The sequence below is a fragment of the Streptomyces sp. NPDC020884 genome, assembly GCF_044333935.1.
Taxonomy (GTDB): domain Bacteria; phylum Actinomycetota; class Actinomycetes; order Streptomycetales; family Streptomycetaceae; genus Streptomyces.
On record NZ_JBIRRY010000007.1, the window covers coordinates 275,033 to 292,892 of the forward strand.

The following is a 17,860-nucleotide window of genomic DNA, read 5'->3' on the forward strand; positions in this document are numbered from 1 at the left end:
ACCCGTCAGCCGGCCGGGCCGGACGGGCGCCGCGAAGTGGCCAGGACCCAGGCGGCGAAGGCCCCGACGCCGTCCACGACCGCCTCGAAGCGCGGGGAGTGGAAGATGTCGAAGGCGTGCTGCCCGCCGGGGAGTTCGGCGTAGACCACGGTGCCGCCGGAGTCCCGGCGCAGCCGGCCGGCGAAGTTCCTGGCCCCCTCGACGGTCGCCAGCGCGTCCTTGGTGCCGTGGACGACGAGGAACGGCGGCGCACCGGGGTGGATGTATCCCTGCGGTTGGTACGGGGACGGCGCCTCGTCGGGCTGGTCGCCGAAGTAGTGGCCGTAGTAGCCGTAGAGGCAGATCGCGGCGGTGACCGAGGTGTCCGCGGACTCGAACCCGGGCTGGAACGCCGGGTCGTTCGGCGTGAGCGCGCACAGGCCCGCGAGGTTGGATCCGGCGGAACTGCCCGCCACGAACAGCTTCGAGGGATCGGCGCCGTAGCCGGCGGCGTGCTCGCGGGCCCAGGCGATGACCTTCTTGGCGTCGATCTGGTGGCCGGGGAAGGAGGTCTCGGGCCGCAGCCGGTAGTTGGCGCTGATGCAGACCCACCCCCGGCCCGCGAGCTCGTACAGCAGGGGCCGTGCCTCGCGGTTCTTCGCTCCGCCGGTGTAGTGGCCGCCGTGGAAGTGGATCAGGACCGGCCCGCCCGGTGGCGCGTCGCGGCGGCGGTAGACGTCCAGGAGGTTCCGGCGCCCGGCGTGCCCGTAGCGGATGTCGGGGATCCGCTCCACGTCACGCCGCCGCATGAGCCCCGGCAGCAGCAGGATGCGGACCCAGGGCCGGTGGCGGCGCAGCGGCACGTCCACGCGCTCCCGCCAGTCGGCTCCCAGCCCGTGCGCGAGGGCCCGCCCGACCACCCGGTCCGTGCGCAGACCCCGCCAGGCGGAGAGGGCCAGTCCGACGGCGGCGACGGCGGCCACCGCGGCCGTCGCCCTGGCACCGGGTGACCGCAGATCGCCCTGGCCGGCCGCCAGGGCCGTGGAGCCCACCAGGAAGTAGAGGCCCACGAACGGCACCTCGTTGAGGCCCAGACCGAACCAGAAGCTCATCCCGGCCAGCGGTCGGGGCCGGCGCGGCGCGACGACGGCGAAGAAGGTGCACCAGGCGAAGATCACCGTCGTCACCACATAACCGATCGGCAGATTCATGACCGTTCCCCCGTCGACTCGTCAACGGCCTGCGACACCCCCTCGGCGGGGCGTCCGGCGCGCCCCAAGTCTCCCCTTCTCGGCCCCGCGCGGGGAGATGCGGGAGATCGGGATCTCTCCGGCCCCGGCGGCGACGCCGGTGATCTTCGGCCACCCCCTTAATCGAACGAATATGCGAACATGGGGTTAGAGTGTGCTTCTCCCGGTCGGGATGAATCGGGATGACACGGATGGCACAGACGACACAAAGGGGGGTTATGAGCAACAGGAGGTGTGTATGTCGTTTACGCACCTTCGTGCAGCGAGCGGCTATTCGCTGCGGTACGGAGCCAGCCACCCGCGTGCGCTGGCGGAGCGGGCCGGTGAGCGGGGCCTCGACGCCCTGGCGCTGACCGACCGGGACTCCCTCGCGGGCGTGGTGCGCTTCGCCAAGGCGTGTGCGGGGGCCGGGGTCAGGCCGCTGTTCGGCGTCGACCTGTCGGTGCCCGGCGTGCCGGCGTTCGGAGCCGCGCCGGCGAAACGGCGGCGGACCCCCGCCCGGGGCGGTGCGTTCGTGACGGACGCGCCGCTGCGCGCGGTGTTCCTGGCCCGGACCGCCCGGGGCTGGGCCGAGCTGTGCCGGCTGGTGTCGGCCGCGTCGGACCAGGGCGTCACCTGGGAGGACCTGGCCTGCCCGGACGGCGAGGTGTTCGTCCTCCTCGGGTCGGACTCCGAAGTGGGACAGGCGCTGGCATCGGGGCGGCCGGACCGGGCCGCGGCACTCCTCGGCCCCTGGCGCGAACGGTTCGGCCGGTCACTGCGCATCGAGACGTCCTGGGACGGGCGGCCCGGCACCGGGCCCGGGTCGCTGCGGCTGGCCGCGCGCATGGCGGGCTTCGCCGCCGAGCAGGAGGTGACGGCGGTGCTGACCAACGCCGTGCGCTACGCCGACCCGCGGCAGGGCGAGGTCGCCGACATCCTGGACTCCGCCCGGCTGCTCATGCCCGTCGACACCCGGGACGCGTCCCGGCTGGACGGCGGGCAGAGGTGGCTGAAGGACCCCGGGGAGATGGAGCGGATCGCCGGGCGGATCGCCGAGGCGGGCGGCGGCCGGAGCGCGGAGGCGCGACGGCTGCTGAAGGCGACCGAGGAGACGGCGGCGGCCTGCGTGGTCGATCCGGGCGAGGCGTTCGGGCTCGGGCGGCTGAACCTTCCCGAGCCCGAACTGGTGGGCGCGCATGCCGGGCGTGCCGACCGGACCCTCGCGGACCGGTGCGCGGCGGGCATGCTGAACCGCGGCTACCACCGGGACGCCCGGCGCTGGGACCGGCTCGAGGAGGAGCTGGGGATCATCGCCGGACACGGGTTCGCCGGGTACTTCCTGACCGTCGCCGAGGTGGCGGCGCAGGCTCAGCGCCTCGACATCCGGGTCGCGGCCCGTGGCTCGGGAGTGGGGTCGCTGGTCACCCATCTGCTGGGGATCAGCCCGGTCGACCCGGTGGCGCACGGTCTGGTCATGGAGCGGTTCCTGTCGGCGCGGCGGTCCACGCTGCCCGATATCGACCTGGACGTGGAGTCGGCGCGCCGTCTGGAGGTCTATCAGGCGGTACGGGAGCGGTTCGGGGCCGACCGGGTGGCGACGCTCGCCGTCTACAAGACGTACCGGGCGCGCGGGGCGATCGAGGTCGTGGCCCGCGCCCGCGGCATGGCCCCGGACCGGGCGGCCCGCCTGGGCAAGGCGTTTCCGCACATCCGGGCCAAGGATGTGCGGGCCGCGCTCGCCGAACTGCCGGAGCTGCGTGAGGTCGCCGCCGAGGACCACGGGCGGCTGTGGGAGCTGGTGGAGGCGCTCGACGAGCTGCCGTTCGAGGCGGCGATGCACCCGTGCGGGCTGCTCGTCTCCAACGCCGGGCTCCTGGAGCGCACCCCGGTGGCGCCCACCACTGTCGAGAACATCGCCATGTCCCAGTTCGACAAGGAGGACATCGAGGACACCGGGCACCCGAAGATCGACGTCATCGGCGTACGGATGCAGTCGGCGCTCGCGCACGCGGCCGCTGAGATCGAACGCGTCACCGGCGAACGCCTCGACCTGGACGATCCCGCACAGGTGCCGCCGGACGACCCCGCCACGTACGACCTGATCTCCTCCGGGGACACGCTGGGCACCTTCCAGCTGGATTCTGTGTCAACTTCATGCGTGTTGCCCGCGCGTGGCAGGTGTACGCCACCGGGTCGGACGGTGGCCGGGGTGGTGTCCATCGATCTTTTGTGGTGTCCTTCCGCTGCCCGTACATACCTCGGTGTGCCATGAGAACTCCCTGTAGGCTGCGGTGCTTCGTGAGTAACGACAGAGCTTTGAGTTGTGACGGCCTTACCACGGTGCACGTCGATGAAAGCTTGTGCCAGATGATCGTTTCGATGACCTCACGATCGTCGATTGACCATCTTTCAGGGCCTGTGCGCGGCAGGACTACTCGAATGTGAGACCAGCCTTCGCGGCCGCTGGAGCGCGGTTGATTGACGCGCGCTTCCATGGGCCCATGCAGAAGCGGGCGCGGAGGTGAGCATCGCCAGCGGGTATGCGAAACCGGTGGCCGATCTGTACTGGAGTGTGGTGAGGTTGGCGAGTGAGTTCTAGATCAAAGCGCCGCAAGGTGCGAAACAAGCGGCACCGCCACTCCGTTCCGGCGTCGTCAGGGTTTGACCCGCACGCACAGGTCATTGTTGATACCTGGGGCGCATTGGAAACGCTCCTAGAGCAATTCGCTGCGGCTGACGAACCTGTGGAGGCGATTAGCGCTGCATTCGACGAGGCCGTCACCGAGTTCGTCCAGAAACTGCAGCGATTCGACGCGATCCGGCTCATCGAGGTGGCTCGTCTGGCGTTCCTGCCCTTTGCACCGGTGGGCGCGATGCTGGTCACGCCGGAAGCAGGCGCTGCGCACGTGGAGTTGCTGGCGCTCATTGCTCTCGCGTCCCAGCAGGATGCGGCTGCCGCAGAAGGACTTGACAACGATGCGGTCGAGGACCAGGAGATGAGTCACTTCATCTCCGAGGCGCAGGAACAGATTGTCGCGCTTCTGCACCTCGCGCAGCTGCGGTCCTTTGCGACTGTGGACCGGACAAACAAGCTCGCCCTGATGTCACTCCTTATCCAGGGCGCCGAGGTTTGGATTCGCAACCCGTCCTACCCGGAGATGGTTGAGGCAACCAATCTCGCGCTCCTTGACGGCGACCCGCTCGTTCGTGCGGCTCTCAATGCAGAGCTCGGGTTTGATGCCACCGATGCCCTGGCTGTTCTCAATGCGTGCCACCACCTCCAACAGGTCAATATGAACGGCCGCATGGAGGCCATGGCCACAGCGGCAGAGCGTGCGATGGCATCCACGCGGGACGGCGAGCCTGATCTTGAGTTGACGGAACGGGCCAGGTCCGGGTTCGTGTCGCTGTTCGAGCCCAGCGCTGACGAAGCCACGGTTGCGATCGCGGATGTCGCCGCTCACACGGGGATCACCGAGGAACGTGTCCGAGCTGTAGTCGGACGGTTCAGCCTCGCCCTGGGGACGACCACACCGGCGGAGGCCATCGACAAGTTCACTGCCGGTAACAATCCGCTGCGCATGCGGCCCTTGATCGCCAGTGACGGTGCGCGCATCATGTTGCCGCACCCTGCACTCAGTGTGGTTGCCGTTCGGGAAAACCTCGAAGAGCATCTCAAGACATCATCCGCGTGGAACACATACGCGAAGCACCGCGGTGACCTCCTGGAGTTCCGCACCCGTGCTGCGCTCGGCCGGGTGCTGCCTGGCGCACACTACCGGGACGCGTTTGAGTACTTCGTTCCTGCGAACGACGCCGAAGAGGAGACTGCTGATCCGGCGAAGTACACCAAGCGCGTCGAGGGTGACCACCTTGTTGTCCTCGACGATGTCGCGATCATCGTCGAGGACAAGGCTGTCGCCCTGAGCGCCCTTTCCCGTGGTGGCAAGACCACACGTATCCGCACCGACCTGACCGGCATCATCACGAAGGCGGCCGAACAAGCCGGTCGGATGCGGGACGGCATCGAGCGTGACGGCGGTCTCCGCATCGAAGGTGAAGGATGGGTGGATTTCAGCCATATCCGCGAGATCCACATGGTGACCGTCAGCCTCGATGACCTCTCGACTGTTATGACGGCCACCGCGGAACTGGTGAGGGCGGGCTTGCTCAGCCTCGACAGCATCCCGTGGACCGTGTCGCTGCACGACCTTGACCTCATTACCGAACTCGTCGCTCGACCAGCTGAGTTCCTCCTCTACCTTCGGCGGCGCCGTAACCCCGACGTCACCGTAATGTTCAACGCGCCTGACGAATTGGATCTGTTCCTGTACTTCTTCGAGGCGGGCCTTTGGGTCGAACCCGACCCCGCACGGGTACGCACCACGTTCCCGTTCATGCCCGAGCCAACAACCGCCGAGCTGCGCCGCTACCGCGCGCAGGAGCCAGTCTTCTTGAGCAGCCGTACCGACGCACTAGACCAGTGGTACTACACCAAGAACCGAGCCGGGGACGGCCAGGAGACTACGCCGAAGCCGGCGATGCCAGCGCCTCCGGTCGCGCCACTCATTGACGAACTGCAGTCACGAAATGTCACCGGTTGGCTAAGCATCGGCGCAACACTTCTGTCGGGGGCAACGACGGCCCAACACCAGTTCGCACGAAACGGCGAAGACTTGCTGAACAGCCCTTCGCCGGGCGACAACGGCCGCAGCCTAACCGTACCTGCCACAGGGAGCGTGGATCCGGCTGAAGGATGGCTGCTTGTCTGGGCCACTCGCCCGGCCGGGAAAGATCCACTCGGCGAAGAGAAGAGCCTCCGCGACTACCTGCGCGCAAAGAAGCATCAGCTCGGCATCCCGCGAGGCGTCGTCTTCCTGTACGACGAACCAACTCGGGATCTTGTCGGTGCCTACTACGACGGACACATCGGGTCGCTTGATGCCACCCTCACGGCATCCCTCAAATCGTTGCGGCCCGCCTCGGACCTCCAGAATCGACTCCACCCGAACGCCAAGCGGTCGCCGCGCGGTACGAGGCGAGCCCCGAGAGCCAGCGCGACGCGAAAGTAAGAGTGCTTCCAGACTGAACCAGACCGGTTGAGCCGTTCGTTCGCAACTGTGGTGGTGAGAAATCGGGAGCCTTCGACACGGTTTGGTTATTTCTGCGTCAGCAGGGTGTTTGACGGTGGAGAATGCTGACGACATGAGTGATCTAACTGCAGCCCACCGCGGGTATGAGTACCAGGACTTGATGGAGGCAGGCCGCGTCGTCGACCTGCTGCTCGGCGGGATCGCCAGGGTCCATGTCGACAAGAAGCTGGTGACAGACGACCGCTTCGACGACCTCACGGTGATCAACGCGGACGGATCCCGTGAACGGACCCAGTTCAAGCACTCGGACGAGAAAGGCCCCCTCGGCTACGCCACGTTCACGATTGACGACCACCGCGGACTGGGGCTGGACCGTCTCGTGGCGGCTGCTGTCGCCGATCGGGACGGACCGGGCGCGGACGCCACCGCCCACCGGCTACGCATCGTGATGCGCGACGCACTTCCGGATCACGAGGCACTGAACGCGGTGATGGTGCCAGCCCGCTCCTCCGACGTGCCGTTCCTGCCGGGGATGAACAGCACACTCCTGCGGTTCGACGCGGAAGCACTCTGGCGAGGGTACGACCTGCCCGCACGGGGTCGGCGCCCGGCGGGCAATATTTTCGGGTTCCTGACCAGCGGTGACAGGGCCGTGTCCAAGCAGGACCTGGAATGGCTGTGCGAGCACTTGGTGGTGGAGGTCGGCGCACCGGCCATGACGACGGACCTCCTGCAGCCAGGGCCGGCCGAACAGCTCCTCCTCCAACGGGTGCGTGGCGAGCTCGGTGCGGGGATCTATCCCAACGAGGGACGCTCACCGGTGGACGTAGCCGAGGCGCTGATCCGCGCAGTCCGCTCCGCCCGGCAGCGCGGAACCGACGTGACACCCCGCGAGCTACTGCGCCAGGCCCAACTGCGCAGCGACCTCGGCGCCGTGGTGCGCGCGAACCCTGTCGACCGAGCCCTGGAAGTGGCCAGGCCTGCCACGGTCGGCGTCCTGGCGGAAGCGGCCGGGACAGCGGCAGCCGACGGGGGATTCCTGCTGGTCACGGGCTCTCCGGGACAGGGTAAGTCCTGGGCGTGCCAGCAGTTGGTCGACCAACTCACCAGTGATGGATGGCTGGTCGCCGAGCACTACTGCTACCTCGGCGACGCCGACGGTGACCAGCTGACCCGGGTGGTCACCGAAACGGTCTTCGGCAGCCTGCTGGGCCGGTTGGCCGAGTCGGACCCCGACCTCGTCCAGGAGCAGCGCCCACGTTTTGCCGCCGATGCGCAAGCACTGACTACGGCTGTGGACACCGCTCTGCGCAAGGACCCCACCCGGCGCGTGGCGCTCGTCGTGGACGGACTGGACCACGTCACCCGCGTACAAGGAGGAAGGACCAGGAGAGCCGATCCGTCCCTGGCCCTCGCCGCGGTCCTCGGCTCGCTGTCTCTTCCGCCCGGTAGCGTCCTCATCGTCCTCAGCCAGCCCGGGAACCACCTCGTCCCCCTCCAGGACGCCGAGGTGGCTTCCGTCGCCGTGCCGCCACTGACCGCGCACGAGTGCCGCGCCGTCGCGGAGCGGCTCGGGCTCGTCCCGGCGGCGGACGACGAGCGCACTGAAGCCCTCCTGACCGACAACCGCGACGTGACCGACTTCCTGGACGCGCTGCAGGAACGCTCGGGCGGCAACGCCCTGTACGCGACATACCTCTGTCGCGAGGTCGCCCTCCGGCCGGAGACGATCACGAAAGCCGCGGCAGTGGTGCGGGCACTTCCGGCCTACCAGGGATCGTTGGAGGGCTACTACGCCCACCTCTACGACACGCTCGGCGCGGAAGCCGATGTTGTCGCGGACATCATCGCCCTGCTCGGAATGTCCGTCACCCGCGAGGAGCTCGGGCAGATCATCCCGGACCGGGCGCACAGGATCGACAGCGCGCTGAAGGTGCTGGCCCCGGTGCTCTCCGGGACGGCCGGACCCGGCGAAATCCGCGTCTACCACGAGTCGTTCGCCCGCTACCTGCGCCTGGGCTACGGCAGCGACTCTGGGGCCCTGGAATCGACGCTGGCGCTGATCGCCACCTGGCTGACTGGGAAGGGACTGTTCGACGACTCGCGGGCCTTTCGCCGCCTCCTGCAGATCCTCGCCGAAGCTGGACGCGACACGGAGGTGGTGGACTACATCGGGCGAGACTTCGTCACCCGGGCCGTCGCCACCGCCCACCCGGCCTCGGCGATCAGGGACAACCTGGCCACCGGCGTGCGCTGTGCCGCGCGGACGGCGAACTGGCCGGTCGTCGCGCGGTGCGTCGAACTCGCCAGGGCCGCGCAGACGTACGAGTTCGAGCGCTTCGACTCGGACCTGGTGGAATTCGCCGACGTGCCGATCGCCTTGATGGGGGCTCAGGCGCTGTCGGACCGGATCCTGCACGACGGCCGGACCGTCATGCCCGCCCGGGCAGGTCTGCAGATGTGCGCCGTCCTCGACGCGGCAGGCGCCGTGGCACCCTGGCACGCGTACATCACGGCACACGACCACGAGGCCGAGTCGGACAACACCTCCTACGGGGCGGAGTCCGACCGAGCCGTCGAACTGGCTTACCTGCGGGGCTGGTTGCGCCTGTCGGCTACCGATCAGGGGATAGGTGAGGAGTCCCCCGAGGACAGGACTGACCGGCCGGTGTCGCTGGACCGCATCGCCGAGTGGTTCGACGAACGGGGTGACCAGGCAGCGGCCGACGCCGTCGTGAAGATGCTCCTCGACACCGTCGGGATCGAGGCCGTCACCGACCTGGTGCCGCGCCTTGAAACGGGCGGCCCAGTATGCCTCGCACTCGCCGAGCAGATCGCCGCAGGCGCGGTGCCCGGAGAGGCGGGCACCGCCACGGACTGGGCGCAGAAGGCCGCCGACCTGGGCTACCTGCCGGGAGCGACGCACCGGCTGCTCGCACTGGGGGTCGCCGCCGCCGATCTCGCCGCCGACCTTGCGGTAGACGAGACTTCGACCGCCCGCGACACCCTGTTCGCCCTCACCCGCGGCGTACAGAACGAACAGGTCCGGTGGAGCCCCGAGCCCGTGGCCAGGTGGCTCGATGCCCTGGCGATCACGACCCGGACCGATCTCATCGCCCTGGACGCGGTACCGGCTCTCGTCCAGGGGGCTGGCTGGTACCCCTGCTGGCTGCGGTTCGCGATCGCCCTCGCACGTGCCGAAGCCGCCGAAGCATCCACCCGGTCCGGCCTGGTCATCGAAGCCCTCGGGCTCCTGACCGCAGACCTCAGCCCCTTCGCCGGCGAACCCCGTGCGTGCGACCTCTACTCGATCCATCCGCTCATTGAAGAGTCGGTACGCCGGGCGGCCGCCCTCGTGTCCGACCAGGACTGGCCGCAGGCGTGGAAGACCCTCATCCACGTCAGCCGGAAAATCAGTGTCAGCCTGGGCGGCGAGATGGGCGGACCGCTGCCAGTCGACACACTCCTTACGACCGCTGTCGAGCACACCACGCCCGCACGGCGGGCTGGCGTCGCCGAAGCTGTTCGCAACGAGTTCCTCCAGCAGGCCGGCGGACGCTTCTACAGCGACCTCGCCCGTTACCTCCTCATCCACGCGCGCCTCGCCCTCACCGCCGAGGATCTCGCCGAGGCCGAGAAGCACTGGCTGGCGGCCTGCCACTTCCTAGTGGCCTACGGCTGGCGCAAGGACATCACCGTCTATGAGGTCCTGGATCCGCTGCCCGCCCTGGTCACTGCGGACCCGGCCCGGGGGCGGGCGCGGGTGGCGCGAATCCAGCCACTGTGCGAACGCCTTGTCCTTCACACCGACGGCAAGGAGACCAACGCTGCCCGCCCGCGGTGGTGGAACGCCCTGGCCGGGGCAGACCCTGCGGCCCTTGCCGATCTCGCAGCCACCGGCCTGCTCAGCGACTGCAACGGCCCGAATACCATCCTCCATGGCGCCCGAGAAGACCTCTGGCGCGCGTGGAACGACACCGCCGATCCAGTCGTGGCAACCGCGCTCCGCATCACCTTGGACACCCCGCTCCTCCAAGCTGACGCCGCGCTTCTGGACCGGCTCGCCCGGACAGTCTGCCCCTCCACGCCCGATGGCGTTCGACAACTGCTGCGCATCGCACTGAGCAGGGCCGACGAACGGCAAGCCAACCGCGACTCCTCCAGCGACCAGACCAGGCCGGCCGACGCACAACTGGTCGCGGAACTCAACGCCGTCGCCGAACGCTTCGGCGCCCCGCAGCTCACCCGCCTGCCCGAACCACCGGTCACCGACGAGTCTCAGCCCCGCCGCAGCACACCTGTCCCCGCGCAGTCCGCCACGGCCCCGACCTCACCTGCCGCCCCGTCGCCCGCGCCCTCCGAACCGGTCGGCCTGATCCAGGTACTGCGCGCATGGCACCTGAGCCCGTACGAGGCCGACGCACCACAACACACCCTCGAACAGATGACAGACCTCGTCGGCGACGGCCTGCTCAACCTCGCCACCCGAGGACAGACCGACAAGGCCGCACAAGTCCTGCGTGCCATCGCCGGCCCCTTCGACTTCCGGGACGGCCCACTCCTGCTGCGCCAACTCGCGGACAAGCTCCGTCAGAACGGCCACGACACTCTCGCCGCCGAAGCCTACGCACTGACCTGGGTACGCACCCGCGGACAAGGCGGATGGCTGAACTTCGGAGGCGAAACAGCCCTCGACGCCCTTCGTATCGCCGCGCAACTCGATCGCACGCTCACCCATCGCGTCATCACCGAAGAGGCGGAAGCAGTGGTGAGCGCCGGCCGGTACGGGACCCACGGCATCACCCAGGCACTAATCTTCGCCTTCGCCCAACAAGCCTTCGGCCTGCCCCCGAACGACTCCCTCGACCTGGCCTTCGCCCTCTGGGACGAAGCCGTAACGGTCATCGAGAGCAGAGCACCACGGGTCCACGACAGCGACGACCCCCAGCACCCCTACCGCGCCCCCGACAACGGAACCCCCGCTCCCGGCGATCTCGATCACGCCTTCGCGACCGCGGCACTGGCCGCAGTCGCACACGCGGACCGGGAAGGCAAACGCCGAGCGATGGTTGCGACGCGATCTCTGGTCACACTGCGCCCCGAAGCCACGGCACCCGCCATGGCCCTCGCGCTGGAGCAACTCTCCGATCCGGCGACCCTGATGTGGCTGCTGTGCCTACTCCAGGAGCAGGGGCCGCAAGCCCAACCTGTCGTGGACCACTGCCAGGAGGCGCTCGAGGCACTGGCCCGAGGACCGCTGCTCACCGTCCGCGCCCTCGCCCGTCGGCTGCTCACCGATGCGGCCAGTGTGTCCATGGGAGCATCAGACCCGGCCGGGCTGGACCCGCCGAGCCGCTTGTGGACCTCCGCCGCACAGGGAGACAGCCAGAGAGACCGCGTCGTGACGGGGATGGTGGCAGAGGTGGCTGGCGCGCGGCTGAACGAAGCCGAGCAACTGCAGCCCGGGCTGATCCGAGCGGTCCTCGCCAGGGTTCGCCGCGAGGTTGACACGGAGCGCACCATCGAGAGGAACAAGGTTCAGTCCCGTGCCAACCGCAGCGCCGACGAGGGCGAGCTGCCGGACGCCTATCTCACCATCGAGGAGACCATCGAAGAGGCGATCCAAACGGTGGCGGCGGGTAGCCGCGCGTACAGGCTCTCGCAGGGCTTGGGCGTGAGCGATCCGGCAGCTTGGGAGGATCAGCTGGCCACCGTGCTGACAGACGACCCCCGCTTTCCGCTGGCCTTCGAAGAGGCACGCTGGCCACGCCCCGACCTTCCTGTGCCACCCGGCCCGGACGCCCCGGCCAGCCAGGTCACTCCGCTGACCGGAACAACCGCCGAGACCATCTCCACACGGCCACTGACGCAAGCCGCCGCCCTCACCGGACAGACCCTCCCGGGCTGGCGCATCCTCGCTTCCGTGGAGGAACGCAAGTTCCTGTCACCGCAGACTCGGAAGACCGGCCTGACCGTCGTGAGCTTCTCAGGCCCGGAAGTGACGGATTACGGGAATCAGGACAGCGACGCTATCCCCTTCTCAGACGGCGACATCGAGGAGTGGACCCGACCGCAGGGGCAGCACCCCGCTGTTGACCTCCCGCCGGGGATCCCGCTCCTCGGCCTCGACCGCGCCATGACCGCCGCCGCAGACGCCGCCCAAGGCCTGGGAGTACCCGGCTTCACACTCACACCCACCCCGTGGCTTCGCACTGCACTCCGCCTGGGGCCCGGAGCCCCGCTGACATTGGAGGACGACCGAGGTCCGGCCCTGCGGCTCATCTGCTGGCGCACCGAGTATGAGCGGAGTGCCTACCGCCTGCCCTGGCCACGGACGACCGGCTGTGCCGTCGTAATCCGCCCCGACCTGCTGGACATCCTGTCCGAGCAGGAATCCGCACCGATCGTCATCCGAGATGTCGTCATCCGGTTGGAAGCGGACTGAATAGGAGCAGACGGGACACCGTGGTCTGAAGGGACGGCACGGGAACGGCACCCAGTACCAGGCACGAGTACGACCTGCCCGGCGCCAGGGCGTGCACACGACGTGTGCGGCCCTGGCGCCGGGCGTGCTCGGGATCAGGCGGTGGGCTCTGCTTCGGCGGGTTGGGGCGCGTGGGGCCGTAGGGGGCTCACGGAAGAAAAAGTAGAGGACCGGGACCACCTGTAGAGGGCCCAGACCGCGAGCTGGAGCACGGTGCGGTCGGACTGGAAGTTGAAGATGCCCTTGAGCAGGGTCCTGTACCAGTTGGTCTTTGGGATGGTGCTGAAGGTGTCGCAGGTGAGGTTCTGCAGACCGGGCAGGTTGCTGGCCTCCTGACGCCCTAGGCGACCACTCCGGCGACGATGACAACCAGCCACAGCAAGATCGGTTGGCTGAAATCTTTTTATCGAACTATTGTGCGAGTAGATCGGATGTGGCGTCCTGGGCGCAGGACGCCAGACGAGCAGGGGGTGCCAGAGCAGATTTGGAGGTGCACGATGGGCGTTTTCACGCATCTTCACGTCGCTTCCGGGTTTTCCGCCCGCTACGGGGCCTCTCATCCGCAGGACCTGGTGCGCCGGGCGGCGGAGCTCGGCATGGGTGCGCTCGCGCTGACTGATCGGGACAGTGTCACCGGCGCTGTGCGGCACGCGAAGGCGTGCCTGAGCGCCGGAGTACGCCCAATCTTCGGGGTGGATCTCGCCGTCCCGGCATTCGACACGACAAGGGCTCCTCGCCGCTCGCGCACACCGGTCCGCGGTGGTGGGCACGTGGCGGAGCCGCGCCTGAGGATCACGCTGCTGGCAGGCTCTGTGAGCGGGTGGGCGTGTATCTGCCGTCTCGTCTCCGCGGCCTACACGCATCCGGTCGACGGCTTTCCGGTCACCTCGTGGGAGGCGCTGCAGGAGGGCTTGGGCGAGGATGTGGTGGCGATCCTCGGGCCGACCTCCGAGCCTGTACGTGCGCTGGCCGCCGGGCGGCCGGACGTCGCGGAAAGGCTGCTCGTCCCGTGGCGGGAGATCGCGGGTCAGGGACTTCTCCGGCTGGAGGCGGTCGCCTACGGACTGTCCGGGCTAGGCGCGGGATCGGTGCGGCTGGCCGCGCACACCCTTGCTCTGGGTGACCGGCTCGGCATCCCGACGGTGCTCACCAACGCGGTGCGTTACGAGCGGCGCGAGCAGCACCGTCTGGCCGACGTGCTGGACGCCGCCCGGCTGCTGCGTCCAATCCCGCAGCGTGAAGCCCTCGACCCGGGCGAGCGGTATCTGAAGTCCGGAGCCGAGATGGCCGAGGTGGCAGAGCGGGTGGCCGCGGCCGCGAGCGCCCCGGCCGGTCGAGGGCGGCGTCTCATCGAGGAGACGGCAGCTACCGCCGAGCAGTGCATGGTGGACCCGGTGCGCGACCTCGGCCTGGGGCGGGCACACTTCCCCGAGCCGTACGTGGTGGGAGCCGGCACCCGGCCGGGGGACGGGATGCGGTTGCTGCGGCAGCGCAGCGAGGCCGGGATGACCGCCCGCGGCCTCGACCGGGACGTGCGGGCGATGGATCGGCTCGGCTACGAGCTCGGGGTGATCGAGCGCCTCGGATATGAGGCGTACTTCCTCGCGGTGGCCCAGGTCGTCGCGGACGTGCGGTCCATGGGGATCCGGGTCGCCGCCCGCGGCTCCGGTGCCGGGTCCATGGTCAACCACAGCCTTTTCATCGCCACGGCCAACCCGCTCTCGCACCGGCTCCTGTTCGAACGCTTCCTCAGCGAGCGCCGCACCGCCCTGCCGGACATCGACCTCGATGTCGAGTCGGACCGGCGCCTGGAGGTCTACGACCGGATCTTCGAACGGTTCGGCTCCGAACGCGTGGCGGTCACCGGGATGCCGGAGACCTACCGGGCCCGTCACGCCCTGCGCGATACGGGGCTCGCGCTCGGGATCCGCCCGCAGACCATCGACAGGATCGCAAAGAGCTTTCCGCACATCCGCGCGTGCGACATCGGCTCCGCACTGTCCGAGCTGCCCGAACTGCGGCAGCTCGCGGCCGAGGCCGACCAGTACGGTCCGCTGTGGGAGCTGGCAGAGGGCCTGGACGCCCTGCCGCGCGGCTTCGCCATGCACCCGTGCGGCGTGATCCTTTCCGACGCGAGCCTGCTCGGTCGCCTCCCGGTGCAGCCCGCCCCGGGAGGTTCATATCCGACGGTGCAGGCGGACAAGCACGATGTCGAAGACCTCGGCCTGCTGAAGCTCGATGTCCTCGGCGTGCGCATGCAGTCGGCGATGGCGCACTCGGTCGCCGAGATCCGCCGCACCACAGGCCGGCACATCGACCTCGACAGCCCCGACCACGTCGACCTCGCCGATGAGTCCACCTTCGAACTGATCCGCAGCACCAAGGTGCTGGGCTGCTTCCAGCTCGAGAGCTCAGGCCAGCAAGATCTCATCGCAAGGCTCCAGCCACGGCACATGCAGGATGTGATCGCCGACATCAGCCTCTTCAGGCCCGGCCCGGTCGCCGGGGGCATGCCCGCGAAATTCATCGCCGCCCGGCACGGGGTCGAGGAACCTCGATATCCCCACCCCGACCTTGTGCCGATCATGGATGACACGTACGGGGTGGTGATCTGGCACGAGCAGATCATGATGATCCTGGTCATGATGACCGGCTGCGACCGTGCCGCCGCAGATGTCGGACGCCGCGCCCTCGCCGACGCCGAGCGGCTGCCGAAGGTGGAGGCGTGGTTTCGCCGCTGCGCCGACGAGCGCGGCTACACCCCGGACGTGATCGGCGAAGTCTGGGACATCGTCAAGGAGTTCGGGGCCTACGGATTCTGCCGAGCGCACGCCGTGGCCTTCGCGGTCCCGGCCGTCCAGTCGGCGTGGCTCAAAACGCACTACCCCGCCGCGTTCTTCGCCGGGCTGCTCCAGCACGACCCCGGCATGTGGGCGCCCCGCGTCCTGGTCCAGGACGCGAAGCAGTTCGGAGTGGCGATCCTGCCGGTCGACGTCAACACCTCTCGCAGCACACACAGCGTCGAGCCGACCCCGAACGGCTGGGGCGTACGGCTCGCGTTGTCCACGGTGCGCGGGATCACCGAGGCGGAGAGCGCCCGCATCGAAGCCGGGCAGCCGTATGCCGGACTGCAGGATCTGTGGCTGCGCGCCCGCCCGTCCCTGCCTCTCGCCCAGCGCCTCATCAAGATCGGAGCTCTCGCTCCGCTGCAAGGCGGGCTGACCCGGCGGGATCTGCTGTTGCAGGCCACCGAGCTGCACCGCTCCGCACGCAACCGGACCGCGATCGACGGCCAACTGCCGCTCGGCGACGAGACGCACGCGGGCGAGCCGGCCGGGCTGCCCGAGATGACCGGCCGCGACGTGATGAGTGCCGAAATCGACGTGCTCTCCATCGACGTCAGCCGTCATCTGCTCGAACACCACCACCGCCTGCTCGCCGAGCTCGGCGCGACCGACGCCCGCCACTTGCAGGCGATGCACCGCGGACAGCATGTGCTGGTCGCCGGTGTGCGGGCATCGACCCAGACGCCGCCGATCCCGTCCGGCAAGAGGGTCATCTTCGTGACCCTGGAGGACGGCTCCGGCCTCGTGGACCTCGCGTTCTTCGAGGACTCCCACGACACCTGCGCGCACACAGTCTTCCACTCCGGCCTGCTTTTGGTCCGCGGAGTCGTCGAGGAACGCGGCCCTCGGCGCACCGTGGTCGGGCAGGCCGCCTGGGACCTCGAGGAAGTCGCAACCACCCGCCGCGACCTGGGCCCCGAAGCCGCTCTTGGCCTGCTCGGCCGCACCACACCCGCCCCCACACCTGCCCGCGGTGACAGCACGTCGGGTGCGGGCCGGACACTCGAAGACGGAACGACCGGGGCAAAGCTCAACGCCTGGAGCGATCTGCGACCCGCCGGATCCCGCTCCGCCGACCTGCGGCGCCTGGGACATCGATCTCCCGGATCGGCGGGGTGAGCGCCATGACCACCCGAGCCCGAAGCATCCTGCGCATTCAGCTCCACGACCTCGGCCCGACCGGCCAGGAGACGTACGAGCGGGCCCTCGCGCTGCTGCGTGATCTCACCCCGCTGGTGCAGGCCCTCCCACCGGACACCGCCGACCTCGATGTCACCGGTGCCCTACGGTTCTTCGACCGGGACACGGGTGGCCTGGCGGCCATGGCCGCACTACGCCTGGCGGCACACCTCGGACTACGCGCGACGATCGGCGCCGGCCCGAATCGGATGCTGGCCGCGATGGCGGCCGACACGACTGCTCCCGGTCAGGTCACCGTCGTCGCCTCGGCCCCCGGGGCAGTCGCCGCGTTTCTCCGTCCCAAGCCTGTCGGTGCCCTCTACGGGGTCGGCCCGGCCACCGTCCGTACGCTCAGGGAGTACGGCCTCCACCGCATCGGCGACCTTCTCGACGTTCCGTTGCTGACGCTGCAGCGCATCCTCGGCAAGGCCACTGCCGTGACGCTGTCGCAACGGGCCCGCGGTCTGGACCCGCGCCCGGTCACCTCCGAGGCGGCGCCCAAGTCCACCGGTTTCTCCTACGAGTTCAGCCACGACGAGCTTGACCCCGCCGCACACCGCCGTGCCCTGCTTGACCTCTGTGAACGTCTCGGGCTGCGGCTGCGCACCACCGGCCAGGTCGCCGCGCGGCTCGCGCTGAGCATCTCGTACGCCGACGGCGCCACGACACAGCGATCGCGCACGCTGGAGGAGTACACCGCTCACACACCGGCACTCAGCGCTGTCGCGTACGACCTGTACTCCCGCTTCGGGCTGCAGCGCGCCCGTGTCCGCACGATCACTGTTCGCGCGGACCTCACCGATGCCCAGTACACCGTCCAGCAGTTGCTCCTGGACCCGGCGGACGGCAAACGACGCCGCATCGAGCAAGCCGCCGACCGGGCGCGGGCCCGCTTCGGTGATCAGGCGATCCGCCCGGGAACCCTCGCCCAGCCCAACGGCACACCCATGTCCCACCTCGTGACCCGGGCACCTGTCAGACCACAACGGAGCGGATGTGACGGCGCGGGCACGGGTTCCATTCGCTGACAAGATCGCCCAGCTCTTG

General features: G+C 69.1%; 5 protein-coding genes and 1 pseudogene. 5 read left to right on the forward strand and 1 reads right to left on the reverse strand.

Features of this window, described 5'->3' with window-relative positions; genetic code table 11:
- Nucleotides 1-5: 5 nt before the first annotated feature.
- Nucleotides 6-1,190 (reverse strand): alpha/beta hydrolase, encoded by a 1,185-nt coding sequence (locus ACH4UK_RS22710; protein ID WP_398358928.1) that lies wholly within the window; start codon nt 1,188-1,190, stop codon nt 6-8.
- 277 nt (nt 1,191-1,467) lie between these two features.
- On the opposite strand from ACH4UK_RS22710, the pseudogene ACH4UK_RS22715 reads away from it, so the two are divergent.
- From ACH4UK_RS22715 to ACH4UK_RS22735, 5 genes and pseudogenes are all read left to right on the forward strand, one after another.
- Nucleotides 1,468-3,354, forward strand: a pseudogene (locus tag ACH4UK_RS22715) (PHP domain-containing protein); the annotation flags it as partial.
- A 472-nt stretch (nt 3,355-3,826) separates the two neighbouring features.
- Nucleotides 3,827-6,283 carry a preprotein translocase subunit SecA gene (locus ACH4UK_RS22720; RefSeq protein ID WP_398358929.1) on the forward strand — a complete coding sequence of 819 codons (2,457 nt, stop codon included), beginning with the start codon at nt 3,827-3,829 and terminating at the stop codon, nt 6,281-6,283.
- A 133-nt stretch (nt 6,284-6,416) separates the two neighbouring features.
- Nucleotides 6,417-12,749 carry an AAA family ATPase gene (locus tag ACH4UK_RS22725; protein ID WP_398358931.1) on the forward strand — a complete coding sequence of 2,111 codons (6,333 nt, stop codon included), beginning with the start codon at nt 6,417-6,419 and terminating at the stop codon, nt 12,747-12,749.
- Nucleotides 12,750-13,285: 536 nt separating this feature from the next.
- Nucleotides 13,286-16,753 (forward strand): DNA polymerase III subunit alpha, encoded by a 3,468-nt coding sequence (locus ACH4UK_RS22730; protein WP_398358933.1) that lies wholly within the window; start codon nt 13,286-13,288, stop codon nt 16,751-16,753.
- Complete coding sequence (locus ACH4UK_RS22735; protein WP_398358934.1) at nt 16,750-17,841, forward strand: DNA polymerase thumb domain-containing protein; 1,092 nt, start codon at nt 16,750-16,752, stop codon at nt 17,839-17,841. Before ACH4UK_RS22730 ends, ACH4UK_RS22735 begins: the two co-directional genes overlap by 4 nt.
- The last annotated feature ends 19 nt before the right edge of the window (nt 17,842-17,860 follow it).